Below are 26,074 nucleotides of genomic sequence, written 5' to 3'. Positions count from 1 at the left end.
GCAAAACAGCCGCCTTCAGGCGGCTGTTGCATCGATACAGGAGGCTTAAATTCTACTGGCGAGTTCCGCCGCCTTGCCCACGTAGCTGGCGGGAGTCATGGCCAGCAGGCGGGCCTTTTCCTCCTCCGGAATTGCGAGCGAGCGGATCAGTCCATGCAGCGCCTCGGCCGTCACGGTCTTGCCGCGCGTCACTTCCTTGAGCTGCTCGTAGGCGCCCTGCACGCCGAAGCGGCGCATCACGGTCTGGATCGGCTCGGCCAGCACTTCCCACGAGGCGTCGAGGTCTTCGGCCAGCGCTTCCTCGTTGAGTTCGAGCTTGCCCAGGCCCGTGGCCAGGCTCGCGTAGGCCAGCGTGGCGTAGCCGAAGGCCACGCCGATGTTGCGCAGCACCGTGCTGTCGGTCAGGTCGCGCTGCCAGCGGCTGATGGGCAGCTTCTCGCTCAGGTGGCGCAGTACTGCGTTGGCCAGGCCCAGGTTGCCTTCGGCGTTCTCGAAGTCGATCGGGTTGACCTTGTGCGGCATCGTCGAGGAGCCGATCTCGCCCTTCTTGAGCCGCTGCTTGAAGTAGCCCAGGCTCACGTAGCCCCAGATGTCGCGCGAGAAGTCGATCAGGATCGTGTTGATGCGCGCGACGGCGTCGAACAACTCGGCCATGTAGTCGTGCGGTTCGATCTGGATGCTGTACGGCTGGAAGTTCAAGCCCAGGCCCAGCGGCGCCGGCGTTTCGATCACCTTGCGGCTGAAGGCTTCCCAGTCGAACTCGGGCCAGGCGGCCAGGTGGGCGTTGTAGTTGCCGACCGCGCCGTTCATCTTGCCCAGCAGCTGCACCGAGGCGATCTGCGCGCGGGCCTTCGACAGGCGCACCGTCACGTTGGCGATTTCCTTGCCGACCGTGGTCGGGCTGGCGGTCTGGCCGTGCGTGCGCGACAGCATCGACACGCCGGCGAACTGGTGCGCCATTTCGCGCAGCTTGGTGATCAGGCCGTCGATGGCCGGCAGCACCACCTTGTCGCGCGCGGCCTGGATCTGCAGGGCATGGCTGGTGTTGTTGATGTCCTCGCTGGTGCAGGCGAAGTGCACGAACTCGGCGGCTGCGAGCAGCTCGGGCCGGGCTTCGAACTTGGACTTGATCCAGTATTCGACCGCCTTCACGTCGTGGTTGGTGGTTTTCTCGATTTCCTTGATGGCCAGTGCGTCGGCCTCGGAAAAGTGGGACACGAGGCCCAGCAGGTATTTGCGGGCGCCGCCCGTGAGGGGCTTGAATTCGGCGAAGCCGCAGTCGGACAGCGCAATGAACCACGCCACCTCGACTTGCACGCGGCGGTGCATATAGCCCTGCTCGCTCATCAGCGGGCGCAGTGCCGCGAGTTTGGCCGCATAGCGGCCATCAAGGGGGGAGAGGGCGGAGACGGTGGAAAAGCTCATGCCCGAATTTTAGGCGGCCGCCGGTCCGTGGGGTGGTCCCGACAGATTGGGGCCGATTCAGGGCTCTGGTTTCCTCGTTCACCTAAAATGACTCCCCAACAAACGTCATTCAAGCAGGGAGAGAGTCTTCATGAAACTGATCGGATCCGTCGCCAGCCCTTATGTGCGCAAGGTGCGCGTGGTGCTGGCGGAGAAGCGGCTCGATTACCAGTTCGTGCTCGAGGACGTCTGGGCCGCCGACACCACGATCTCCCATTCCAACCCGCTCGGCAAGGTTCCCTGCCTGATCATGGAAGGCGGCGAGGCGATGTTCGACTCCCGCGTGATCGTCGAATACCTGGACACCCTCTCGCCGGTCGGCAAGCTGATTCCCCAGCAGGGCCGGGAGCGCGCCGAGGTCAAGACCTGGGAGGCGCTGGCCGATGGCGTCATGGACGCCGGCGTGCTCTGGCGCCTGGAAGCCACCTGGGCCGGGCGCAGCGACGGCGAGCGCAGCGCGGCCTGGATCGAGCGCCAGCGCAACAAGGTAGAGGGCGGCATTGCCGCGATGGCCAAGGGCCTGGGTGACAAGCCTTTCTGCAGCGGCATCCACCTGAGCCTGTCGGACATCGCGGTGGGCTGCACGCTGGGCTGGCTGGACCTGCGCTTTCCCGATATCGACTGGCGGGGGGAGCACGGCAACCTGGCCAAGCTGTACGACAAGCTGATGCTGCGGCCCAGCTTCATCGACACCAAACCCTGAAAAAGGCGCCGCGAGGCGCCTTTTTCACGTCTGCGGCTGGAAGACAAAAATGCTGCGAGGCGCCCCGACGCGAAGGAGGGAGGGAGGGAGGAGGAGAAGAATCGCCTCGGGATTTCGACCGAACGGCAAGCGCCCGGAAGACCTCGCAACATGAAAACGGGTGGGCAATCACTGCCCACGCGATTTAGGAGCGCGGCATCCGCTGCACGGTTCCCGCTCGTTTGGTAAACGTTTGTGTCTCCGAATTCACCATGACCGGACGTGTCGGTGTCAATTGGGGCCGAGCTGCTTCTCGATGACGTTCACGAAGCCGTTTTCATCGGGCGCCGTCATGCTCGACCACGCCTGTACGACCTTGCCGTCGCGCCCGATCAGGTATTTGTAGAAATTCCACTTCGGCGTGGTGCCCGAGGCCTGCGCGAGCTGCTTGAACAGCGGATTGGCATCGGTGCCGCGCACCGACGACTTGGCGAACATCGGGAATTTCACCCCGAAAGTGCTTTCGCAGAAGTCGGCAATTTCCTTGTTGGAGCCCGATTCCTGGGCGAAGTCATTCGACGGAAAGCCCAGCACCACGAGCCCGCGCGAGCGGTATTTCATGTCCAGCGACTCCAGCCCCTTGTATTGCGGGGTGAAACCGCAGAAGCTGGCCGTATTGACCACCAGAACCACCTTGCCGGAATACTGGCACAAGGACTGGGGTTTTTCGTCCTGCAGCCTTGGGAAGGTGTGTTGCAGGATTGCAGGGCATCCTGCGGCCTCTGCCGGAGCGGGTGCCGCATAGGCTGTCTGGGCGTGGGCCGGCAGCATCGAAAAGAGGCCCGCCACGAGGGAAACCGCAGGGGCGCATCGCCAGAGCGTCGACAATAAGAAAAGGGTTCGCATCGCGGGATCCTGGTTCAAAAAGGAGATGTGCATCCGTGCCGCAACGGCGCGTATAGCCGCATCATCGCGCGTCTGTCATGGTCGCGCCAAACGGGCCGACTAAAATCGGCGGCCATAGAAAGACATTGATGCTCTATCCGGAACTCTTCAGACAACTCGAATCCGTCCGTTGGGACATGGACAAGGACATTCCCTGGCAGTCGTTCGACGCTTCCTTGCTGTCGGAAGAGCAGGCCCAGACTATCAAGATGAATGCCATCACCGAGTGGGCGGCGTTGCCGGCCACCGAGATGTTCCTGCGCGACAACCGCCACGATAGCGACTTTTCCGCTTTCATGTCGATCTGGTTCTTCGAGGAGCAGAAGCATTCGCTGGTGCTCATGGAATACCTGAAGCGCTTCAGCCCCAAGCACGCGCCCACCGAGCAGGAACTGCACGAAGTGCGCTTCGACTTCGACCCGGCCCCGCCGCTCGAAACCCTCATGCTGCATTTCTGCGGCGAAATCCGCCTCAACCACTGGTACCGCCGCGCCGCCCAGTGGCACACCGAGCCGGTCATCAAGCACATCTACACCACGCTGAGCCAGGACGAAGCCCGCCACGGCGGCGCCTACCTTCGCTACATGAAGCGCGCGATGGAGAAGTTCGGCGACGAGGCCCGTGCCGCCTTCACCAAGGTCGGCGTGCTGATGGCCAGCGCGCGCCGCACCGCGCAGGCGCTGCATCCGACGAACCTGCACGTCAACAAGGCGCTGTTCCCGAACGACACCATCCAGAGCCGCATGCCCGACCCGGACTGGCTGGAGCACTGGCTCGACAAGCAGATCAAGTTCGACGCCGTCTGGGAAACCAAGGTCGGCGAACGCATCTTGCACAACCTGAGCCTGCTGATGAACCGCAGCTTCAAGACCGTGCAGGAGCTGAATCGCTACCGCAAGGAAATCACGGCCACCCTCGGCCCCAAGCCTGAATACCAAGGCGCGTAGCTGTTGTTCGCCCACAGGCTGCGCGCACTTCGTGTCGCTTCGCCAACCCCCTGCCGGGGGCGGGCGTGCGCGGCGGCCCTGGCGGAAATGCCGCCCACTCTTTAGGGGTTGTCACAAACCTCGGCTGTCATCCGTCTTATGGCCATGGACGACCCGACCCTCACCTTCGACAGCCACCGCGGCCGCCTGCAGGGCATCGCCTACCGCATGCTCGGCTCCATGGCCGAGGCCGAAGAGGTCGTGCAGGACGCCTGGCTGCGCTGGCACGAAGCCGACAAGGCCAGCTTCGACAGCGCCGAAGCCTGGCTCGTGACCGTCGTCACCCGCCTGTCGATCGACCGGCTGCGCGCCGCCAAGGTCCAGCGCGAGCACTACATCGGCGCCTGGATGCCCGAGCCCGTGCTGACCGATGCGCCCGAAAGCCCCGAACAGCTGCTCGAGCGCGCCGACAATATCTCCGTCGCCTTCCTCGCCGTGCTGGAGCGCCTCGCGCCCGAGGCCCGCGCCGCCTTCCTGCTGCGCGAAGTGTTCGACGCCGACTACGACGAAATCGCCCGCACGCTCGGCAAGAGCGAGGCCGCCTGCCGCCAGCTCGTGCACCGCGCCAAGGCGCAGGTGCAGGAGGGGCGCCCGCGCTTCAGCGTGCCGCGCGAAACGCACCAGCGCTTGCTGCGCGCCTTCGCCGATGCCGCCGCCCGCGGCAGCCTGCAGGACCTGAAGGCGCTGATGGCCGAGGACGTCGAACTCATCGGCGACGGCGGCGGCAAGGTGCAGAGCTTCAGCAAGATCCTGCGCGGCAGCCAGCGCCTGGCGCAGCTCTACTTCGCGCTCTGGCGCCGCCTGGGGCCGGCGGTGCGCATGGAGCTGGTCGAAATCAACGGCGAGCCCGGGCTGCTGCGCTTCGTCGACGGCGCACTCGAATCGGCCCAGACCTTCGAGATCGAGGACGAGCGGATCGTGCGCATCCGCGCGCAGCGCAACCCGGACAAGCTGGCGCACATCGCACGCCTGTATTTTTCTTCGCCGAAAGAATAATTTCGCGCGGCGTGTCACAAGGCGCTCGGCCGGCACGTCTTCAGGGGGTAGGCAGATTCGTTTCAACCCACTCACTGGAGTCAGAGCACCATGAACAGCACCCCCCGTCTCAACTGGTACAAGACCGTCCCCAAGGCCTTCCAGGCCATGCTCGGCGTGAACGGCGCCTACGAGGCCACCACGCTCGGCAAGACGCTGCTCGACCTGGTCTACGCCCGCGTCTCGCAGATCAACGGCTGCGCCTATTGCCTCGACATGCACGTGCGCGACCTGCGCCAGCAGGGCGAAGACTGGCAGCGCATCAACAGCCTCGCGACCTGGCGCGAAGTGAGCTTCTTCAACGAGCGCGAGCGCGCCGCCTTCGCCTGGGCCGAAACGCTGACGCGCCTGTCCGAACACCATGGCGCCCGCGACGCCGAGTTCGAGGCGCTGCAAGCGCATTTCAGCGAAGTCGAGATTGCCGAGCTTTCCGTCGCCATCGCGCAGATCAATGCCTGGAACCGCATGGGCGTCGGCATGCGCATGCCGGTGGCCGTCAAGGCCATCCCCTGAGCCGTCGCCGAGGCGGCCTCGGAGCAGCCCTCAGCGGCGCTCCACCACCATCGGCGAGATGCGCAGGCTCTCGCGCAGCTGCGTGACCGCCTCGCCGGCCGCATTGCGCGAGGTGAAAGGACCGGCTTGCAGCCGGTGCGTGCCAGCCTCACTGAAAACCCGCAGCTGCGATGCCAGCGAAGGCACGCCGCGGGATGCCTGGTTCTGCAGGCTCTCGGCGCCTTCGCGCTCACGGAACGCGCCGAGCTGGACCCAGAAGCCCGGCAGGGCGGTGGACGGTGCGGGCGCTCCTGCCGGCAGCGGCGGCGGTGAAGGTGCGGCCTGCAGCGGCGCGAGGTCGTTCACCACGATGGCCTGGCGCGGCGGCGTGGAAGGCGGCCACTGTGCCGATTCGGTTTCGGCGCCGGGCGGATTGGCGGTCGCCATCGGTGTCTGCGGCGCGACCGGCATCGTCGATGCGGGCGGCGGCATGTCGCTGTCCGCCGCGGCAATCGGCGCCACCCATTCGGCCGGCACCCGCACTTGCTGCGCGCTCGCCACACGCGCTGGCGGCACCCGCGCGGAGACGGGCACGGGGGCGGGCGCCGCGGCGTAGGCCGTGCCGGCGTCGCGCCGCCACGCACCGGTGCGGATGTCCTCGTTCGTGATCCGCTCGATCTCCACCGGCGCCACGCCGCGCAGCAGGTCGAGCTTCAGCGCGGCCGTGTAGCTCAGGTCGATGACGCGGCCGTCCACGAAGGGCCCGCGGTCGTTCACGCGCACGATCACCTCGCGCCCGTTGGCGGGGTTGCGCACGCGAACGTAGCTCGGCAGCGGCAGCGTCTTGTGCGCGGCCGTCATGGCGTACATGTCGTAGGGCTCGCCGCTCGAAGTGGATGCCGCATGGAACTTGCGGCCGTACCAGGAGGCCAGCCCCGATTCGCGGAAGGGCCGGTCGTCGGTGATCGGCTGGTAGCCGCGGCCCAGCACGGTGTACGGCTTGCTGGTGCCGCCGCTGGCACGGATGGATTCGATGCGGGGCTCGGCGTCGGGCACGCTGGCGAGGTCCGGCGGAATGTTCGTGCCTGGCCCGTCGCGGCCGCCGGCAACGCCGCCGCCGCTGCGTGGACCGCTGGCGCAGCCCGCAAGAAGGATGGCGATTGCGACTGCACACACTGCCGCAGCTTCTCGATACGGTTCGCGCCAGAAACACCGCGGAACCGGCTTTGCCGGGCCGCCGGTGTTGCCCCCTGCAAGGGGGGAGGCGAAGCGACACGAAGTGCGCGAAGCCTGGGGGTGAGCCAAGTCAGCCAAATACGGCCTTCCATAGCGCCAGCATCGCGTCGCGTTCTGCGGCCAGTGCGGGCGGGGTGACCTGGGTCGGCTCTTCGTTCAGGCGCGCGCGATGCTGCACGCGGCGCAGCTCGCGATAGGCCCGTGCCGCGTTGCGGCCCACGCCTTCGGGCAGCAGCCCCGCGAGTTCGGCGCGCAGCAGCAGGGCGATGTTGCCCACGTTCGGAATCAGCTCGGGGTGCTCGCCCGACGACGACAGCACCAGGAACTGCACCGCGAATTCGGCGTCGACCATGCCGCCGGGGCTGTGCTTCACGTCGAACCGGTCGGCTTTCACGGGCCGCGCGCCCCGCAGCTTGTCGCGCATGGCGATGATCTCGGCCTTCAGCGCCTCGCGGTCGCGCGGCGACACCAGCACGGCCTCGCGCACCTGGTCGAAACGCGCGCCGAGTTCGGCGCCGTGGTCCTCGCTGCCGAGCACGAAGCGTGCGCGCGTCATGGCCTGGTGTTCCCAGGTCCACGCGGTGTTGCTGCCGCGGCCGAGCTGGTACTTTTCGTAGGCCTCGAAGCTGGTGGTCAGCAGGCCCGAGTTGCCGTTGGGCCGCAAGGCGGTATCGATCTCGAACAGGTCGCCTTCGCGCGTCTTCACCGTGAGCCAGTTGATGAGCTTGCGCACGTAGGCGGCGTAGACCTCGCCGGCGCGCTCGTCGTCGTCGTCATAGACGAACACGATGTCGAGGTCGCTGCCGTAGCCCAGTTCCTTCCCGCCCAGCTTGCCGTAGCCGATGATCGCGAACTGCGGCACCTCGCGGTGCCGGTTGCGCACGTGCGGCCAGCACCAGTGGGCGGTCACGCGCAAGGTGGTGTCGGCCAGCGCGCTCAGGTCGTCGGCCACCTGCTCGACCGTGATGCGGCCATCGACGTCGCGTGCCAGCGTGCGGAACACCTCGGCGTGGTGGGCGTGGCGCAGCAGGTTCAGCAGGCGTTCTTCGTCGGCTTCGCCGGTGCGGGTGAGCGAGGCGTGGCGCGCCTCGAGCTCGCGCTCGAACTCGGCGGCCACGAAGCGGCCCGACAGCATTTCGTCGCTCGCCAGCTCGTCGATCACGCCCGGGTGCTGCATCAGGTAGCGCGCTGGCCACTTCGCGGCGCCGAGCAGGCGCAGCAGGCGTTGCTGCACGGCCGGACGTTCGACCAGCAGCGCGAGGTAGCTCTCGCGGCGCAGCAGCGGTTCGATCCAGTCGGCCCAGCGCAAGGCCGCGTCGACGTGGCGCGGCGTTTGTCCCGGGCCGTCGCCATCGGGCTCCTTGAGCCATTGGCCGGTGCGCTGCACCAGCTGGCGCAGCCGCCCGCGCGTCTCCTCGCGCAGGGCGAGCACGCGCGGCGTTTCGCACCAGTCGCGGATGCGGTCGGCGAAGGCGGCCGGCAGATCGTCGAGCAGATCGGCGAGATCGGCCGGCGCGGCGGAGGCCTTCTTGCCATTGCACTTGCCGTTGCAGGGCTTCTCGCCGCCGAGCAGCTTGTCGAACTCCTGCGCGACGAACTCGCGGTGCGTGTCGAGCTGCTCGAGGAAGGCGCAGCAGTCGTAGCCCATGGTCTGGGCAATCCAGCGCAGGTCGTCGTCGGACACCGGCAGCGCGTGGGTCTGCTGGTCGTCGAGGTACTGGATGCGGTGCTCCACGCGGCGCAGGAACTCGTAGGCCGCGGCCAGCGCGTCGGCGGTTTCCTGCGGCATGAGGTTGGCGCGCGCGAGGCGCTGCAGCGCATCGAGTGTGGGCCGCGTGCGCAGTTCGGGGAATTGGCCGCCGCGCACCACCTGCAGCAGCTGCACGGTGAACTCGATCTCGCGGATGCCGCCGCGCGACAGCTTCACGTCGTTGGCGCGCTCGGGCCGCCCGGCGCTGCGGCGCGCCGACTGCTCGCGGATCTGCCGGTGCAGCACGCGCAGCGAATCGAACACGCTGTAGTCGAGGTAGCGCCGGAACACGAAGGGCAGCACCGCACCGCGCAGCCCCTGGGCCTGGCCCGCGAGCACGATGTCGCGCGGCGCCACCACCCGGCTCTTCATCCAGGCGAAGCGCTCCCATTCGCGGCCCTGCACCTGGAAATATTCTTCCAGCGCATCGAGCGAGACCACGCTCGGGCCCGAATTGCCATTGGGCCGCAGCGCCAGGTCGACGCGGAACACGAAGCCGTGCTCGGTGGTGTCGCCCACCAGCGCGTAGATGCGCTTCACGGCCCGCCCGAAGTATTCCTGGTTCGACAGCCGGCCGCGGCCGTCGGCATCGCCGGCGGTTTCGCCGTCGACGTCGTAGAGGTAGATCAGGTCGATGTCGCTCGACACGTTGAGCTCGCGCGCGCCGAGCTTGCCCATGCCGACGATCCACAGCTGCGAGCGCTGGCCCTCGGGGCCGAGCGGGGCGCCGTGCGCGGTGTCGAGTTCGTGGCAGGCGTCCTGGCACGCAATATCGAGTGCCAGCTCGGCCAGTTCGGTGACGGCGGTGGTCACCACGGCCAGCGGCGCCTGTTCGTCGCAGTCGAGCGTCACGAGCCGCTCCATCACGAGCTGCCGCACAATCCGCAGTGCATCGCCGACGTTGTCCCCACGCCGGCGCAATGCCTCGTAAGCCACCATCATCGACTCGCGCCGCGGCGCACCAGGGGGAAGCAATGAAAGCTCGGCCGCATACCTGCGACGCAGGCGCTGCACGAAGCGTGAGTAAGAAGATGACGCGGCCTGCGTCGAAGTGTCTGGCAAGTGGTTCACACTGATGCTGGTTTCCGTGGAACCCCTCTGAATGCTGGCGGTCATAATTCCCGACACAGCGCGATCCTCAATGAACGACACGGCGTCTTCCCCTTCACGTCTGCTCAAATTAACCGCTGTGACAGCGCGCTGGCTGCTGAGTCTGTTGATCGCTGCATGGCTTCTGCTGGCGCTGTCAGTCGTTGTCCTACACGCGTGGATTGTGCCGCGAATCGGCGATTTCCGCGGTGCACTGGAGGCACAGGCTAGCAAGGCGATCGGCGTGCCGGTCCTGATCGGATCGATCACCGCCCGCTCCGAAGGGCTTTTCCCGGCTTTCGAATTGCGCGACGTGGTGCTGCTCGACGCCGGCAAGCGCGAGGCCCTGCGCCTCGTGCGCGTGGTGGCCAGCGTGTCGCCGCGCTCGCTCTGGAGGCTCAACTTCGAGCAGCTCTACATCGAGGGTCCGCAACTCGACGTGCGGCGCGACACTCAGGGAAAACTCCATGTGGCCGGTTTGCACATGGCGACTGACACGAGCGGGGAAACCCGCGGCGCCGACTGGTTTTTTGCCCAGCGCGAACTGGTCATCGAAGGCGGCACCGTGCGCTGGACCGACGAGCAGCGCCAGGCCGAACCCCTGCTGCTGACGGACGTGCGCTTCGTCGCGCGCAACAGCGCCCGGCGCCACGGGCTGCGGCTCGACGCCACGCCGCCGGCCGGCTGGGGCCAGCGCTTCACCCTGCGCGGCCAGTTCCGCCAGCCGCTGCTGTCCATCCGCAGCGGCCACTGGCAGACCTGGGATGGCCAGCTCTATGCCGACCTGCCCTACATCGACGTGACCCGGCTCGGCCAGTACGTGTCGCTCGACGCCCGCATCCGCGAAGGCAACGGCGCGCTGCGCGTGTGGGCCGACGTGGACGACGGCCAGGTCGTCGGTGGCGCGGCCGACCTGGGGCTCGACAAGGTCGACGTATCGCTCGCCAAGGGCCTGCAGCCGCTGGTGCTGCGCGCCGTCACCGGCCGCCTCGCGGGGCAGCTCACCGAGGAGACGCTGGAGTTCTCGACCACCGCGCTGCAGTTCGACACCAGCGACGGCCTGCGCTGGCCCGGCGGCAACCTGCGGCTGCAGCACACGCCGGGCAAGGGCCGCACGCCCGAGCACGGCGCGCTGCGTGCCGACCGCCTCGACCTGGCCGCGCTGGCCCTCATCGCCGACCGGCTGCCGCTGGGCGATGCCACGCACCGCATGCTCGACGCCTACGCGCCGCGCGGCCTCGTCGAGCGCGTCGACCTGAACTGGCAGGGCCCGCTGGGGGCGCCCAGCCGCTACCAGGCCAAGGGCCGCGTCAGCGGACTGCGCATCGCCTCGCAGCCCGGCAAGCTGGATGCGGCGGCCACACCGCCCAAGACCCGTCCCGGCACCCCCGGCCTGAGCGGCGCCGCGGTGGACTTCGACGCCTCCCACACCGGCGGCACCGCCACGCTCGCCATCGCACAGGGCACGCTCGAATTCCCGGGCGTGTTCGAAGAGCCGGTCATTCCCATCGACCGGCTCTCGGCGCAGCTGCAATGGAAGCTCGACAACGGCAACGCGCAGCTGCAGCTGTCGAAGCTGCGCTTCGCCAACGCCGACGCCGAGGGCGATGCCGAGGCCGCCTGGCGCACCAGCGACCCGGCCGTCTCCAGCGGCCACGGGCGCTTTCCCGGCGTGCTCGACCTGCAGGGCAAGCTGACCCGCGCCGACGGCACGCGCGTGTTCCGCTACCTGCCGCTCGACATTCCGCAGCACACGCGCGACTACGTGCGCAACGCCGTCACCAAGGGCGTCGCCAGCAGCGTCGACTTCCGCGTGCGCGGCGACCTGCACGACATGCCCTTCATGGACCCGAAGCAGGGCGACTTCCGCATCGCCGCCAAGGTGGCCGACGTCAACTACGCCTATGTGCCGCCGTCCTCCGCGCCGCTGCGCAACGGCACGCCCGCCCCGGTGTGGCCGCCGCTCACCGGCCTGTCGGGTGAGCTCGTGTTCGAGCGCGCCGGCATGCTGGTGCGCAACGCGCGCGGCCGGATCGTCGGTGCGCCCGGTGTCGAGATCACGAAGGCCGAGGCGCAGATCGCCGACATGTCGCACCATGCCTCGATGCTGCGCGTCGATGCACAGGCCAAAGGACCGCTCGGCGAGGTGCTGCGCGCGGGCGCGCCGTTGGCCGGCGAAACCGGCGAGATCATGCGGACCGCGCGCGCCACCGGTTCGGCCGACTACAAGCTGCACCTCGAACTGCCCCTGGCGGCCATGGAAAACTCCAAGGTGCAGGCCACTGTGACGCTGGCCGACAACGAGCTGCAAGTCGTGCCCGAGGCGCCTTCGCTCACGCAGGCCAAGGGCACGCTCAGCTTCACCGAGACCGGCTTTTCGCTGGCCGGCGTGCAGGCCAGGCTGCTCGGCGGCGACATCCGCGTCGAAGGCCGCGGCCGCTTCACCGGCCCGAATCGCGAGGTGGCCCTGAAGGCGCAGGGCACGGCCACGGCCGAGGGCCTGCGCGGCGCGCGCGAGGTCGACTGGCTCGCCCGCCTCGCGAAGAAGGCGACCGGCAGCACGCCCTATGCGGCCACTTTCTCGATGCGCGACGGCACGCCCGAGTTCTCGCTCACCAGCAGCCTGCAGGGCCTGGCGCTGCAACTGCCGCCGCCGCTCGTGAAGACGGCCGAAGAGCAGATGCCGCTGCGCATCGAGAAGAAGGTGCTCGCGCGCGAAACCACGAAACAGGGCGCCATCGTGGCCACGCAGGACCAGCTCTCGCTCGACCTCGGCCGCGTCGGCGCCGTCCAGTACGTGCGCGATCTCGTCGGCAACGAGGCGCGCGTGCTGCGCGGCAGCATCGGCGTCGGCCTCGCGGCCGGCGAGACGGCCAGCCTGCCCGACAAGGGCGTGTTCGCGAACGTCAACGTCGCCAAGCTCGACATGGCGGCATGGCAGGCGCTGCTCGGCGAGGCGACCGGCACCGGCACCGAGACGGCGGAGCGCGCCGACGATCCCTCGCAGGCCTATCTGCCCACGCGCATCGCGGTGCGCGCGCAGCAGCTCGGCATCGCGGGCCGCACGCTGCACAACGTGGTGCTCGGCGGCACGCGCGACGGCGCCGTCTGGCGCGCCAACATCGACGCCACCGAACTCAGCGGCTATGCCGAATACCGTCACGCGCAGGCCGGGCGCCTCCATGCGCGGCTCGCGCGGCTGAAGATCGCACCGTCCGAGGCCACGCAGGTCGAGACCCTGCTCGACGAGCAGCCCGGCACCCTGCCGGCGCTCGACATCGTGATCGACGATTTCGAGCTGCTCGGCAAGCGCCTGGGCCGCGCCGAGATCGACGCGGTCAACCGCGGGGGCGCGAGCCGCGAATGGGCGCTCAACAAGCTGACCTTCACCATGCCCGAGGCCAGCTTCGCGGCCAAGGGCAGCTGGGCGGCGGTGCCCGGTGCCGCGGCCGGCCAGCGCCGCACCGCCATGACGTTCAAGCTCGACATCAGCGATGCCGGCGACCTGCTCACGCGCTTCGGCATGCCGGGCGTGCTGCTGCGCGGCCGCGGGCGGATCGAGGGCGACGTCAACTGGCGCGGTTCGCCGTTCTCGCTCGACTACCCGAGCCTGGGCGGGCAGCTGCAGGTCGACGTGGAGCAGGGCCAGTTCCTCAAGGCCGACCCGGGCCTGGCCAAGCTGCTCGGCGTGCTGAGCCTGCAGGCGCTGCCGCGCCGGCTCACGCTCGACTTCCGCGACGTCTTCAGCCAGGGCTTCGCCTTCGACTTCATTCGCGGCGACGCGAAGATCAACAAGGGCATCGCCAGCACCAACAACCTGCAGATGAAGGGCGTCAACGCTGCCGCCCTGATGGACGGCTCGGCCGACATCGTGCGCGAGACGCAGAACCTGCGCGTGGTGGTGGTGCCCGAGATCAATGCGGGCACGGCCGCGCTCGTGGCCACCGCCATCAACCCGGCCATCGGCCTGGGCACCTTCCTCGCCCAATGGGTATTGAGCAAGCCGCTGGCGGCGGCCGCCACGCAGGAGTTCCATATCGAAGGCACCTGGGCCGACCCCAAAATAGCGAAGGTGCCGCGCACGCTGCAACTGCTGCCCCAGAGCATTCCGGCCATCCCCGGCCTGCCGGGTTCGCCGGCCGCGAACGAGGGCAAGAAAACGGAGACCACGCAATGAAAGTCGCAGCCATCCAGATGGTGTCGGCCATCGCCCGCGAAGCCAACCTCGCTCGCGCCCACAGCCTGCTCGCGCAGGCGGCCGCGGCCGGCGCCGAGCTGGCGGTGCTGCCCGAGTATTTCTGCATGATGGGCGCACGCGACACCGACAAGCTGGGCCTGCGCGAGACCGCCGGCGCAGGCGCGGTGCAGGGCTTCCTGGCCGACGCGGCGCGCGAGTTCGGCCTGTGGATCGTCGGCGGCACGCTGCCCATCGAGAGCACCGACGCCGAGCACGTGTTCAACAGCTCGCTGGCCTTCTCGCCCGAGGGGCGGTGCGTGGCGCGCTACGACAAGATCCATCTGTTCTTCTTCGACAACGGCACCGAGCGCTACGACGAGCGCCGCGTCATCGCGCCCGGCACGCAGCCCGTGGTGTTCGACCTGCCCTCGCGCGACGGCCACAGCTGGCGCGTGGGCATGAGCGTGTGCTACGACCTGCGCTTTCCCGAGCTCTACCGCGCGCTCGCGAAGCAGGGCGCCGACCTGCTGCTGGTGCCCAGCGCCTTCACGCGCACTACCGGCGCCGCCCACTGGGAGGTGCTGCTGCGCGCCCGCGCCATCGAGAACCTGGCCTGGGTGGTCGCACCCGCGCAGGGCGGCACGCACGAGAACGGCCGCCGGACCTGGGGCCAGTCGCTGATCGTCGACCCCTGGGGCGAGGTGGTGGCGCAGCAGGCCAGCGAAGAAGGCGTGGTGCTGTTCGACATCGATGCCGCAAGGGTCGAGAGCACGCGCGCCCAGCTGCCCGTGCTCTCGCACTGCGTGATCTAGCGATGTCTGATGCGCTGCTGACCGTCGCACCGCAGCGGTGGGCGCTGCTGGCGTTCGCGCGGCTGCGCTCGCTGTGGCAGCGCTGGTTCCTGTGGTTGCTGATGGCGGTGCTGGTGTCGGTATTGCTGGTGACGGTGGTGTGGCTCGCCGGCCGGCACGAGGTCGAGCAGGTGCAGGCCGCGCTCGACCGCGACACCGCCGATGCCGTCTCCGACCTGCGCAGCGGCTTCCAGCGCAATGCGCAGAGCCTGCGCGCCACGCAGGCCCCGGGCGCCGACCGCACACAATGGTCCACGGCCGCGGCCGCGCTGCTGCGCGAGCACCGCGAATGGCTGCGGCTCGAATGGCGCGATGCCGCCATGCGCACGCAGCAGGCCGTCAACACGCCCTACCGCATGCGCCTCCTCGACGAGGAGAGCCGCGGCCCCGAGCAGTCCGACGTGACGCTGGCCTGCGCCGCTGCGCGCAAGCTCGGCGCGCCGGCCTATTCGCCGAGCCACTACGTGCCGATCGCCGGTGGCGGCGGCATCGAAGTGATGGAGCTGTGCCTGCCGATCGATGGCGGCGGCTACCTCGTGGCGAGCTACTCGCTGCGCGATGCGCTGATCGAGCTGGTCGGCTCCACGCTCACGCGCGGCCAGGAAGTGGCATTCACCGAGGCCGACGGCACGCGGCTGGTGGCGCTCGGCAGCTCGCGGCGCGTCGGTACGCGGGTGTTCACCTCGCAGCAGCTGATCGACCTGCCGGGCGCCGCGCTGATGCTGCGCGTCGACGGCTGGCGCGCCGCGCCCGACCTGTTCCCGAACATGCTCACCGCGCTGGTCACTGCGATCTCGATCGCGCTGGTGTCGGTGCTGGTGCTGCTCGCGCGCGACACGCGCCGGCGCCTGCGCGCCGAGCGCGACCTGGCCGACGCGCTGGCCTTCCGCAAGGCGATGGAAGACTCGGTCATCACCGGCCTGCGCGCGCGCGACCTGCAGGGCCGCATCACCTACGTGAACCCGGCCTTCTGCGAGATGGTCGGCTTCAGTCCCGAGGAGCTCATGGCGGACAGCGCCGACGCACCCTATTGGCCGACCGAACTGGCGCACGAGTACCAGCAGCGGCAGGCGCGGCGCCTTGCCGGCGGCATGCCGCCGCGCGAAGGCTTCGAGTCGGTCTTCATGCGCAAGGACGGCACGCGCTTTCCGGTGCTGATCTTCGAGGCGCCGCTCATCAACGCCCACAAGGTGCAGACCGGCTGGATGAGCGCGTTCATCGACGTGAGCGAGCAGCGCCGCATCGAGGAGCTCTCGCGCGCCAGCCAGGAGCGGCTGCAGGCCAGCGCACGGCTGGCGACCGTCGGCGAGATGGCGTCGTTGCTGAGCCACGAACTCACGCAGCCGCTGGCCGCCATCGCCAGCTATGCGAGCGGCTCGCTCAACCTGCTCGGCCCGCATGCGAAGGGCGACCAGGGCGAAGTTGCGATGGCGGTGAAGCGCATCGCCGAGCAGGCCGACCGCGCGGGCCAGGTCATTCGCAGCGTGCACGACTTCGTTCGCCGGCGCGACCGCACGCGCGAGGCCGTCGCGCCGCAGGCGCTGATCGACGCGGTGCTGCCCCTGGTGCGGTTGCAGGCGCGCAAGCTCGGCGTGACCATCGAGGTGGTGCTCGAAGACCGCCTGCCGGCGGCCATGTGCGACCGCACGCTGGTCGAGCAGGTGCTGCTGAACCTGGCACGCAATGCGATGCAGGCCATGGACGGCCCCGACAACATCGGCAGCCGCGTGCTGCGGCTGCGCGTGGCGCGTGCCGTCGCAGTGGGTGGCACGGTGCAGGAAGACGGGCGGCGCTGGCTCGAGTTCTCGGTGGCCGACCTGGGCAGCGGCATCGGCGAGGACGTGGCCGAGCGGCTCTTCACGCCCTTCTTCACCACGCGCGCCGACGGCATGGGGCTCGGCCTGAGCCTGTGCCGCACGGTGGTGGAGCAGCACGGCGGGGCGCTGGTGTTCGAGCCGAACAAGCCGCGCGGCACCGTATTCCGTTTCACGCTGCCGGCCGCTTGACGGCGCCCTTCAGACAATCAATCTTCCGCTGGACCTCATGACATGCAACCACTGATCGACGGCTTGATCTTCATCGTGGACGACGACGCCAGCGTGCGCGAGGCGCTGGCCTGGCTGCTGCGCTCGCGCCGCCTGGCCAGCGAGCATTTCGGCAGTGCCGAGGCGTTCGAGCAGTTCCTCGACCAGGGCCCGCTGCCGGCGCAGCCGCTGTGCCTGCTGCTGGACGTGCGCATGCCCGGCACCAGCGGGCTGGTGCTGTTCGACCGGCTGGCCGAGCGCGGCCTGCTGCCAGCGATGCCGGTGATCTTCCTGACCGGCCACGCCGACGTGCCGACGGCCGTCGATGCGGTGAAGCGCGGCGCTTTCGATTTCTGCGAGAAGCCGTTCTCGGACAATGCGCTCGTCGACCGCATCGAGCATGCGTTGAGTGCGTCGCTGCAGGCGCTGGAAGTGCAGCGCCTGCGCCGTGGGCTGAGCGAGCGCATCGCCGAGCTGACCGATCGCGAGCGCGACGTGATGCGGCTCGTGGTCGAGGGCCTGCCGAACAAGCTGATCGCCGACCAGCTCGCGATCAGCGTGCGCACGGTGGAAGTCCACCGCGCGCGCGTGTTCGAAAAAATGGAAGTGAAGTCAGCCGTAGAACTAGCCAACCGCCTCAGAGATCTTTAACGGCGGCTTTAACGACGGCGCCCGGCCTCTTCCAAGCGAACACCGCGGAACCGGCTTTGCCGGGCCGCAGGTGTTGCCCCCTGAAAGGGGGTTGGCGAAGCGACACGAAGTGCGCGAAGACTGGGGGTCAGGCTTTCTCGGCGACGAAGATCTCGACGCGGCGGTTCTGTGCGCGGCCGGCGGCCGTGCCGTTGTCCGCCAGCGGCTCGCGCGAGCCGCGGCCGTCGGTGGTGATGGCCGTGGTCGACACGCCGCGGCTCACGAGGTGGTTGCGCACGCTGTCCGCGCGGCTCACCGAGAGGCGCTCGTTGCCTTCCTCGCTGCCGGTGTTGTCGGTATGGCCCACCACGCGCACGCTGGCGGCGGTGGCGCTCTTCAGGCCTTCGGCGACCTTGTCGAGCACCTGCGCGAGGTTGCGCTTGACGTTGGCGCGGCCGGAGTCGAACGACAGCTCGTTCGGGATCACCACGTGCAACTGATTGTCGGCGGTCTGCTCGATCACCGCGCCCGTGCCCTTGGTGGAGGTTTCGAGATCGGTCTTCAACGCGGCCAGGCGGGCCGTCCAGCTGTTGGCTGGCGCGGCCGTTGCGGCGGCCGGCGCGGCGGTGGCCGGCGGCTGCGACTGCGAAGCGCAGCCCGCGATGAAAAGCAACGCGGCCGCGGCCGCACTCGAAACAACGAACTTCCTCATGAGATTCCCTCTTAATGGACCAATGGAACGGTAGTGGCGGGAACCGGCCTTTCAGCGCGGCCGGTTTCCCCATGCGGTGAACGCTCAGCCTCGCGGCCCGCGCTCACCCATGTAGATTTCGACGCGGCGGTTCTGCGCCCGGCCTGCGTCGCTGTTGTTGTCGGCAATGGGCTCGTGCGAACCGCGGCCTTCGATGCGGAAGATCGCCGCGTTCACGCCGTGCGCCACGAGGTAGTCGCGCGTGCTGGCCGCGCGTTCGACCGACAGCGGGTTGTTGACGGCGTCCGAGCCGGTGCTGTCGGTGTGGCCGATGATGCGCACCTCGGCGTTCGGGTTGTTGCGCAGGCCGTTGGCGAACTGGTCGAGCACCGGCGCGAAGTTCGGCTTGATGTTGGCGCGGCCCACGTCGAAGGACACGTCGCTCGGAATCTGCAGCTTCAGCTCGTTGTTGGGCGTCTGGGTCACGGCGACACCGGTGCCCTGCGTGGCGGCTTCCATCTGGCGCTTCTGGTTTTCCATGCGCTGCGACCACAGGTAGCCGCCGAGCGCGCCGGCGGCCGCGCCGACCACGGCGCCCGTGCCGATGGCACCGCGGTTGCCGCCGGTGGCCGAGCCAATGGCGGCGCCGCCCAGTGCACCGATGCCGGCGCCGATGCCGGTGTTGCGCTGGGTGTCGGTCATGCCTCCGGCGCAGCCGGACAGGATGAGCGCGGTGGCGGTGGTTGCGAGGACGAACTTTTTCATGGCAATCCCTTTCTAGGTTGAATCAGGCGGGCCACAGCTTAGCTTCCGGGAGTACGCGATGGTACGGGCTCCAAGCCCTCCCGAAAACAAGAAAAGTGTCGCCGTTGCGCATGAATGCTGCGATGATTGCTACTAAAGTAATAGCGATGGGGTGATTGTCCGACACGGCTGCGCGGCGCGGGACTGCGCAAGCAATTCACGTTTCCGGCGGCGGGTTCCCGTTGGTGGCGTCGCGGCCGGCTTCGGGTGGGTCCTCGTCGTGCAATTCGCCCTTGTTGCGGCCGGAAAACATGGTCCACCAGATGATCAAGATGAACACGAGTCCCGCGGCGAGGGCTTCAAGCAGAATCAAACCCATGAGAAATGGACTCCAGTGGCTGGTCGGGCTTGTGATCGTAGCAACGCTCGCCGCCTGTTCCACCGGCCCGCGCACGCCCGAGGCCCCCGCCCGCCCCTCCGCCACCCCGCCGCGCGACCTCGGTCCGCTCACCGGCTCGCTCGCGCACCCCAAGAGCCGCTGGGTGCCGGTCGGCTGGACGGAACTGCCGGGCTTCGGCGAAGACCCGCTGCACGAGGCGTGGATCGCGCTGCTGGCGAATTGCGTGCGACCCAACGCCGCCTTCGCGCCGCTGTGCCGCGACGTGCGCCAGCTGACCATCGCCACGCCCGAAGAGCAGCGCCAGTGGATGACCGAGCGGCTGCAGCCCTACCGCGTCGAGGCGCTGAACGGCCAGACCGAAGGCAAGCTCACCAGCTACTACGAGCCCGTGTACGAAGCCTCGCGCGTGCCCACCGCCACCTTCAACGTGCCGATCTACCAGGCCCCGGACGGCCTGGTGCCGCGCCGCCCCTGGTACACGCGCCAGGAGATCGAGACCCTGCCCGAAGCGCAGGCCGCGCTGCGCGGCCGCGAGATCGCGTGGATGGCCGACCCCATCGACGCGCTGATGCTGCACATCCAGGGATCGGGGCGGCTGCGCATCACCGAGGCCAACGGATACCAGCACACCGTGCGCATGGCCTTCTCGGCCACCAACGAGCAGCCCTACCGCAGCGTGCAGCAATGGCTGATCAGCCAGGGTGTGACCAAGGTCGGCAAGTGGCCCGACGACACCAAGGCCTGGGCCGCGCAGAACCCGCAGCGCGTGTCGCAACTGATGTGGAGCAATCCGCGCTACGTGTTCTTCCGTGAAGAGACGATGAGCGAGGTCGACGCCGCCTTCGGCCCGCGCGGCGCGCAAGGCGTGCCGCTCACGGCCGGCCGTTCCATCGCGGTTGACCGCGAGAGCATCCCGTACGGCACGCCGGTGTGGCTGGCGTCCAGCGGGCCGGCGGCGCAGCTGCAGAAACTGGTGGTGGCGCAGGACACCGGCAGCGCCATCCTCGGCGCGGTGCGCGCCGACTACTTCGCGGGCACCGGCGCCGATGCGGGCCGCCTCGCGGCGAGCATGAACCAGCCGCTGCGCCTGTGGGCGCTGTGGCCGAGGCAGTCGCCCGCTCCCTGAGCAGGGCACGGCACTTGGTAGATCAATTCAACCTGACGGGAGGCTGAGGGTTTCATTGAGCCGTCATACGAAGTGCCTAACTTCACGGGCTGGTTTCCTCCAATCCACGAAGAAAGACATTGCGCATGACCGCAAATACCCGCACCGACGATCCCTCGGTCGACCTCGACGACATCGGCACCAACCCCACGTCGAACCCCTCGTTCACCGACCTGATCGCCTCGCGCCTGAGCCGCCGCCACCTGTTCGGCCTGGGCGTCGGCACCGCCGGCACGGCACTGCTGCAGGCGTGCGGCGGTGGCGGCGGCGGCGGAGGTGCGGGCTTCCCGGTCCTGCCTCCGGCGCCGGCCCCCGCACCGCCCGCACCTGCACCCGCGCCCGCGCCGGGGCCTGCGCCGGCCACCCCGATGAAGCTCGGCTTCAACGCCGTCGCCAAGAGCCTCGCCGACGTCGTGACAGTGCCTGCCGGCTACACCGCGAGCGTGCTGTATCGCCTGGGCGACCCGATCGCCGCGGGCGTCGCTGCCTACAAGAACGACGGCACCGACGACGCGACCACCTACGACCGCCGCGCCGGTGACCACCACGACGGCATGACCTTCTTCGGCATGAACGCGTCGAACAAGTGGGACGCTGCCAGCGCCTCGCGCGGCCTGCTCGCGATGAACCATGAAGCCATCACGTCGCTGTTCCTGCACCCCACCGGGCAGACCATCACCGGCAGCGGCAACGCGGCCGTCCGTACCGTCTCCGACGAAGTGCTGCGCGAGTTCTACCTGCACGGCGTGAGCGTGATCGAGGTCAACAAGAACGGCAGTGCCTGGAGCTACAAGCAGGATTCGAGCTTCAACCGCCGCGTGCACACGTTGACGGAAATGCAGTTCTCGGGCCCGGCCGCGAAAACCGACTACCTGAAGACCAAGTACTCGACCGACGGCAGCAAGACCCGCGGCACGCTCAACAACTGCGCCAACGGCACCACGCCCTGGGGCACCTACCTGACCTGCGAAGAGAACTGGGCCGGCTACTTCCGCCGCATCGCCGCGACCGACAACCCCAGCCGCAGCGCCAAGGAAATCGCCTCGTTCACCCGCTACGGCGTTGCCGGCACCGGCCGCGAACTCTGGGCCACCGTCACGCCCGACACGGCCGACAGCATCTACGGCCGCTGGAACACCCAGGTGGTCGGCGCCACCGCCACCGACGACTTCCGCAACGGCGCCCACACCTACGGCTGGGTGGTCGAGATCGATCCGTTCAACCCGTCCAGCACCCCGAAGAAGCGCACCGCCCTCGGCCGCTTCGGCCACGAAGGCGCCTGCCTCGGCCCGGTCGTGGCCGGCAAGCCGCTGGTCTGGTACATGGGCGACGACTCGCAGAACGAATACCTCTACAAGTTCGTCTCCACCAAGGGCTGGGACGCGGCCGATGTCGGCGGCGGCATGGCTGCCGGCGACAAGTACATGGACGACGGCAAGCTCTACGTGGCCAAGTTCAATGCCGACGGCACCGGCAACTGGCTGGAGCTTTCGCTCGGCGTGAACGGCATCACCTCCGGCAACGCGGCCTACCCCTTCGCCGACGCCGCCGACGTGGTGGTCAATGCCCGCCTGGCGGCCGACGTGGCCGGCGCGACGAAGATGGACCGCCCCGAGTGGACGGCCGTCAATCCGAAGAACGGCGAGGTGTACCTCACCCTCACCAACAACGCCGCGCGCGCCATCGCCAACACCGACGCCGCCAATCCACGCTACTACAACGACCCCAAGGGCACGGCCCAGACGGCGCAGAAGGGCAACCCGAACGGCCACGTCATCCGCTTCGCCGATGCCGGCGGCAACCCGGCGGCCACCACCTTCAACTGGGACGTCTACCTGTTCGGCGCCCGCTCCACGGCGTCGGCCGACATCAACCTGTCCAACCTCGTGGCCGACAACGACTTCTCCAGCCCCGACGGCATGTGGTTCAGCCAGGCCGCCCCCGGCCTGCTGTGGCTCGAGACCGACGACGGCAAGTACACCGACGTGACCAACTGCATGCTGCTCGGCGCCCTGCCGGGCAAGGTTGGCGACGGCGCGGCGAAGACCATCATCAACGTCGATGGCGCCACCACCGCCACGCAGGCCACCTTCGTCGGCAAGGCGCCGGGCACCGACGGCCTGCGCCGCTTCCTCGTCGGGCCGGTGGACTGCGAAATCACCGGCATCGCCGAATCGGGCGACGGCCGTGCGCTGTTCGTGAACATCCAGCACCCGGGCGAGAACACAGCCAAGGCCGACATCGGCGATCCGTCGAAGTACCTCAGCCACTGGCCGCAGGGCGGCACCGCGCGCCCGCGCTCGGCGACGCTGGTGATCACCAAGGACGACGGCGGCCTGATCGGCCTCTGATCGTCGCAACAACCCGCCCCCATTCGGGAAACACCGAGGAACCGGCTCTGCCGGGCCTCCGGTGTTGCCCCCGGCGAGGGGGAAGGCGAAGCGACACGAAGTGCGCGAAGCCTGGGGGAGTACCTACTCTCTCGGCAACGGCAGCGCCGTTTTATATCTGACCTGCTTCAGTGCAAAGCTGGAGCGGATCTTTTCGACCCCTGGAATCGGCGTGAGCTGTTCCAGGATGAATTTCTCCAGCGCCGCCATGTCCGCCACCGCGATGCGGATCAGGTAGTCGCTGTCGCCCGTCATCAGGTAGCACTCCATCACTTCGTCGTGCTCGGCGATGCGCTGCTCGAAGTCGGCGAGCGACTGCTTGCTCTGCGTCGTGAGGCTGATCGAGATGAACACGTTGAGCCCCAAGCCCAGCGCCTTGGCGCTGAGGAGCGCCACATAGCGGCCGATCACGCCGTTCGCTTCGAGCACTTTCACGCGGGCCAGGCAGGGCGATGGCGACAGGTGCACGCGCCGCGCCAGCTCCACGTTCGACAGCGCGCCGTCGCGCTGCAGCTCGTCGAGAATGCGCAGGTCGATGGCGTCGAGTTGCATGAAGTGCCGGAAAGTAGAAGATTGGCGGAATTTTATGCTGCGACGCTTGCAGGGAATTGGCTTTGCCAGTAGCTAATTTTTCGCGCTGCGGCCTAAAGTGCCGATATGAACGCCCCGATTTCGCCCGACCAGATGCGTGCCCTGCTGCTCGACACGCCGCTCTCGCACGACCCCGACCCCGCCGAGACCGCCGAATGGCGCGACGCCTTCCTGGCGCTGGCGCAAACGCAGGGGCCGCAGCGCGCGAAGCAGATGCTGGTCGAACTGGCGCGCCTCGCGCGGCAGCAGCGCATCGGCTGGCAGCCCGAACTCGCGACGCCGTACGTCAACACCATCGGGGTGGAAGACCAGCCGCCGTTCCCCGGCGACCTCGCCATCGAGGAAAAGCTCGCATCGCTGATGCGCTGGAACGCGCTCGCGATGGTGGCCAAGGCCAACCAGGCGTATGGCGAACTCGGCGGCCACATCGCCAGCTATGCGAGCGCGGCCGACCTGTTCGAGACCGGCTTCAACCACTTCTTCCACGCGCGCAGCGAGCAGCATCGCGGCGACCTCGTGTTCTTCCAGCCGCACAGCGCGCCGGGCGTCTATGCGCGCGCGTTCCTCGAAGGCCGTCTCGGCGAAGAAGACCTGAAGCACTACCGCCAGGAGCTGACGGCTCCGGCCTTTACGCAAGGCAGCGGCGCACGCGGCCTCAGCAGCTATCCGCATCCGTACCTGATGCCGGACTTCTGGCAGTTCCCCACCGGCTCGATGGGCATCGGCCCCATCAGCTCGATCTACCACGCGCGCTTCATGCGCTACCTCACGCACCGCAACCTGCTGAACTGCGAAGGCCGCAAGGTGTGGGGCGTGTTCGGCGACGGCGAGATGGACGAGCCCGAATCGATGAGCGCGCTGACGCTCGCCGCGCGCGAGAAGCTCGACAACCTCGTGTGGGTGGTCAACTGCAACCTCCAGCGCCTGGACGGCCCGGTGCGCGGCAACGGCCGCATCATCGACGAGCTCGAAAAGCTCTTCGCCGGCGCGGGCTGGAACGTCGTCAAGCTCGTGTGGGGCAGCGACTGGGACGGCCTCTTCGCGCAGGACGTGAGCGGTGCGCTGGCCCGTGTGTTCGCCAACACTGTCGACGGCCAGATGCAGACCTTCGCGGCCAAGGACGGCCGCTTCAACCGCGACAACTTCTTCGGCCAGAACCCCGAACTCGCGCGCCTGGCCGAAGGCATGACCGACGAACAGATCGACCGCCTGAAGCGCGGCGGCCACGACCTCGTGAAGATCCATGCGGCCTACGCGGCGGCGGCCCGGCACAAGGGCCAGCCCACCGTGATCCTCGCCCACACCAAGAAGGGCTACGGCATGGGCAGCGCCGCGCAGGGCAAGATGACCACGCACTCGCACAAGAAGATGGGCGACGTGGACCTGATCGAGTTCCGCGACCGCTTCAACCTGCCGCTGACCGACGCGCAGGCCATCGCGATGGATTTCTACCGCCCGGCCGAGGACAGCGCCGAGATGCGTTACCTGCGCCAGCACCGCGAAGCGCTCGGCGGCGCCATGCCGCGCCGCGAGACCGCCTGCGACATCGTGCCCAAGCCCGACATCGCAAGCTACGCGCAGTTCGCGACCGCTGCGGCCGGCAAGGAGATGAGCACCACCATGGCCTTCGTGCGCATGCTGGGCAACCTCATGAAGGACTCCGCGCTCGGTCCGCGCATCGTGCCCATCGTGGCCGACGAGGCGCGCACCTTCGGCATGGCCAACCTGTTCAAGCAGGTCGGCATCTATTCGAGCGTGGGCCAGCGTTACGCGCCCGAAGACATCGGCTCGGTGCTGAGCTACCGCGAAGCGACCGACGGGCAGATTCTTGAAGAAGGCATCAGCGAAGCCGGCGCCATCGCGAGCTGGACCGCAGCGGCCACCAGCTACAGCGTGCACGGCCTGGCGATGCTGCCCTTCTACATCTACTACTCGATGTTCGGCTTCCAGCGCGTGGGCGATGCGATCTGGGCCGCCGCCGACCAGCGCGCACGCGGCTTCCTGCTGGGTGCCACGTCGGGCCGCACCACGCTCGGCGGCGAAGGCCTGCAGCACCAGGACGGCAGCAGCCACCTCGTGGCCGCGACCATTCCCAATTGCAAGGCCTACGACCCGGCGTATGCGGGCGAGATGGCGGTGATCGTCGATGCGGGCATCCGCGAGATGATGGTCGAGCAGAAGGACGTGTTCTATTACGTCACGCTCATGAACGAGAACTACGCGCAGCCCGATGTGCCCGAGGGCGCGGAGCCGGACATCCTGCGCGGGTGCTACCGCTTCGGCGTGTATTCGCCAACTTCGGGCAAGGCGAAGAAGAAGGTCACGCTGATGGGCTCGGGCGCGATCCTCACCGAGGTCGTCAAGGCCGCGCAGCTGCTGGCCGACGAAGGCATCGAGGCCGAGGTGTTCAGCGTCACGAGCTGGAGCGAGCTTTCGCGCGACGGGCTGGCCTGCGAGCAGCGCGCACTGGCTGGCGAAGAAGCCGGCACGCCCTTCATCGCGCAGCAGCTCGGCAAGGGCAAGGCACCGGTCATTGCCGCCACCGACTACGTGCGCGCCGTGCCCGAGAGCGTACGCGCCTTCCTGCCCGAAGGCCGCCGCTACCTCACGCTCGGCACCGACGGCTTCGGCCGCAGCGACACGCGCGCGGCGCTGCGCGACTTCTTCGGGGTGGATGCCGCGAGCATTGCAAACGCCGCGCGGCACGCGCTGAACTGAGCGTCGGCGGTCGC

At 68.5% G+C, this 26,074-nt stretch carries 19 protein-coding genes; 11 read left to right on the top strand and 8 right to left on the bottom strand.

The window, feature by feature from the left end; translation table 11 throughout:
• Positions 1-45: 45 nt before the first annotated feature.
• The gene (gene purB, locus ASD05_RS14030; protein WP_056593117.1) at positions 46-1,425 is read right to left on the bottom strand and encodes an adenylosuccinate lyase; all 1,380 of its coding nucleotides are present in this window, start codon (positions 1,423-1,425) and stop codon (positions 46-48) included.
• Between the two features lie 130 nt (positions 1,426-1,555).
• Here purB and ASD05_RS14025 point away from each other — a divergent pair, with 130 nt between their 5' ends.
• Positions 1,556-2,167: a glutathione S-transferase N-terminal domain-containing protein gene (locus ASD05_RS14025; RefSeq protein WP_056593115.1), complete on the top strand. Its 612-nt coding sequence runs from the start codon at positions 1,556-1,558 to the stop codon at positions 2,165-2,167.
• Between the two features lie 270 nt (positions 2,168-2,437).
• Here the strand turns inward: ASD05_RS14025 and ASD05_RS14020 are convergent, their stop codons facing one another.
• Positions 2,438-3,052, bottom strand: a complete 615-nt coding sequence (locus ASD05_RS14020) for a glutathione peroxidase (protein ID WP_056594410.1) — start codon at positions 3,050-3,052, stop codon at positions 2,438-2,440.
• Positions 3,053-3,180: 128 nt separating this feature from the next.
• Here ASD05_RS14020 and ASD05_RS14015 point away from each other — a divergent pair, with 128 nt between their 5' ends.
• The 3 genes from ASD05_RS14015 (at position 3,181) to ASD05_RS14005 (ending at position 5,625) form a co-directional block, all read left to right on the top strand.
• On the top strand, positions 3,181-4,038 hold the full coding sequence (locus ASD05_RS14015; RefSeq protein ID WP_056593111.1) for a hypothetical protein: 858 nt from the start codon (positions 3,181-3,183) through the stop codon (positions 4,036-4,038).
• 144 nt (positions 4,039-4,182) lie between these two features.
• On the top strand, positions 4,183-5,073 hold the full coding sequence (locus ASD05_RS14010) for an RNA polymerase sigma-70 factor (protein ID WP_007828795.1): 891 nt from the start codon (positions 4,183-4,185) through the stop codon (positions 5,071-5,073).
• 90 nt (positions 5,074-5,163) lie between these two features.
• Positions 5,164-5,625 carry a carboxymuconolactone decarboxylase family protein gene (locus ASD05_RS14005; RefSeq protein WP_056593107.1) on the top strand — a complete coding sequence of 154 codons (462 nt, stop codon included), beginning with the start codon at positions 5,164-5,166 and terminating at the stop codon, positions 5,623-5,625.
• Between the two features lie 30 nt (positions 5,626-5,655).
• On the opposite strand, the gene ASD05_RS14000 is transcribed toward ASD05_RS14005, so the two are convergent.
• Both ASD05_RS14000 and glnE read right to left on the bottom strand, forming a co-directional pair.
• The gene (locus ASD05_RS14000; protein ID WP_056593103.1) at positions 5,656-6,780 is read right to left on the bottom strand and encodes a septal ring lytic transglycosylase RlpA family protein; all 1,125 of its coding nucleotides are present in this window, start codon (positions 6,778-6,780) and stop codon (positions 5,656-5,658) included.
• A gap of 130 nt (positions 6,781-6,910) precedes the next feature.
• Positions 6,911-9,706 carry a bifunctional [glutamate--ammonia ligase]-adenylyl-L-tyrosine phosphorylase/[glutamate--ammonia-ligase] adenylyltransferase gene (glnE, locus tag ASD05_RS13995; RefSeq protein ID WP_042672691.1) on the bottom strand — a complete coding sequence of 932 codons (2,796 nt, stop codon included), beginning with the start codon at positions 9,704-9,706 and terminating at the stop codon, positions 6,911-6,913.
• 25 nt (positions 9,707-9,731) lie between these two features.
• Here glnE and ASD05_RS13990 point away from each other — a divergent pair, with 25 nt between their 5' ends.
• From ASD05_RS13990 to ASD05_RS13975, 4 genes are read left to right on the top strand one after another with little or no spacing between them, the layout of a single operon-like run.
• A complete protein-coding gene (locus ASD05_RS13990) occupies positions 9,732-13,856 on the top strand; it encodes a YhdP family protein (RefSeq protein WP_056593099.1) in 4,125 nt (1,374 codons plus the stop codon).
• On the top strand, positions 13,853-14,668 hold the full coding sequence (locus tag ASD05_RS13985) for a carbon-nitrogen hydrolase family protein (RefSeq protein WP_056593096.1): 816 nt from the start codon (positions 13,853-13,855) through the stop codon (positions 14,666-14,668). The genes ASD05_RS13990 and ASD05_RS13985 overlap by 4 nt, the downstream gene beginning before the upstream one ends.
• 2 nt (positions 14,669-14,670) lie before the next feature.
• Entirely contained in the window at positions 14,671-16,713 is a 2,043-nt protein-coding gene (locus ASD05_RS13980; protein WP_056593093.1) for a two-component system sensor histidine kinase NtrB, read from the top strand.
• Between the two features lie 42 nt (positions 16,714-16,755).
• Entirely contained in the window at positions 16,756-17,382 is a 627-nt protein-coding gene (locus ASD05_RS13975) for a response regulator transcription factor (RefSeq protein WP_007828807.1), read from the top strand.
• Between the two features lie 127 nt (positions 17,383-17,509).
• Here ASD05_RS13975 and ASD05_RS13970 read toward each other — a convergent pair whose 3' ends face one another.
• The 3 genes from ASD05_RS13970 to ASD05_RS30460 all read right to left on the bottom strand — a co-directional run bounded on the left by ASD05_RS13970 (position 17,510) and on the right by ASD05_RS30460 (position 19,175).
• A complete protein-coding gene (locus ASD05_RS13970; RefSeq protein ID WP_056593088.1) occupies positions 17,510-18,073 on the bottom strand; it encodes an OmpA family protein in 564 nt (187 codons plus the stop codon).
• Between the two features lie 84 nt (positions 18,074-18,157).
• Positions 18,158-18,817 (bottom strand): OmpA family protein, encoded by a 660-nt coding sequence (locus ASD05_RS13965; RefSeq protein ID WP_056593085.1) that lies wholly within the window; start codon positions 18,815-18,817, stop codon positions 18,158-18,160.
• 196 nt (positions 18,818-19,013) lie between these two features.
• Entirely contained in the window at positions 19,014-19,175 is a 162-nt protein-coding gene (locus ASD05_RS30460) for a hypothetical protein (RefSeq protein WP_200955427.1), read from the bottom strand.
• On the opposite strand from ASD05_RS30460, the gene ASD05_RS13960 reads away from it, so the two are divergent.
• Together ASD05_RS13960 and ASD05_RS13955 are read left to right on the top strand one after the other, a co-directional pair.
• A complete protein-coding gene (locus ASD05_RS13960; protein WP_056593080.1) occupies positions 19,174-20,322 on the top strand; it encodes a murein transglycosylase A in 1,149 nt (382 codons plus the stop codon). The genes ASD05_RS30460 and ASD05_RS13960 overlap by 2 nt on opposite strands.
• A gap of 125 nt (positions 20,323-20,447) precedes the next feature.
• On the top strand, positions 20,448-22,712 hold the full coding sequence (locus ASD05_RS13955) for a PhoX family protein (protein WP_056593076.1): 2,265 nt from the start codon (positions 20,448-20,450) through the stop codon (positions 22,710-22,712).
• Between the two features lie 123 nt (positions 22,713-22,835).
• On the opposite strand, the gene ASD05_RS13950 is transcribed toward ASD05_RS13955, so the two are convergent.
• On the bottom strand, positions 22,836-23,303 hold the full coding sequence (locus tag ASD05_RS13950) for an Lrp/AsnC family transcriptional regulator (protein WP_056593071.1): 468 nt from the start codon (positions 23,301-23,303) through the stop codon (positions 22,836-22,838).
• 105 nt (positions 23,304-23,408) lie between these two features.
• Between ASD05_RS13950 and mdeB the strand changes: the two genes are divergently transcribed.
• Positions 23,409-26,060 carry an alpha-ketoglutarate dehydrogenase gene (gene mdeB / locus ASD05_RS13945; protein WP_056593068.1) on the top strand — a complete coding sequence of 884 codons (2,652 nt, stop codon included), beginning with the start codon at positions 23,409-23,411 and terminating at the stop codon, positions 26,058-26,060.
• The last annotated feature ends 14 nt before the right edge of the window (positions 26,061-26,074 follow it).

Source organism: Variovorax sp. Root434 (assembly GCF_001426595.1).
Taxonomy (GTDB): Bacteria; Pseudomonadota; Gammaproteobacteria; order Burkholderiales; family Burkholderiaceae_C; genus Variovorax.
This window is presented reverse-complemented; position numbering and strand designations above follow the sequence as displayed.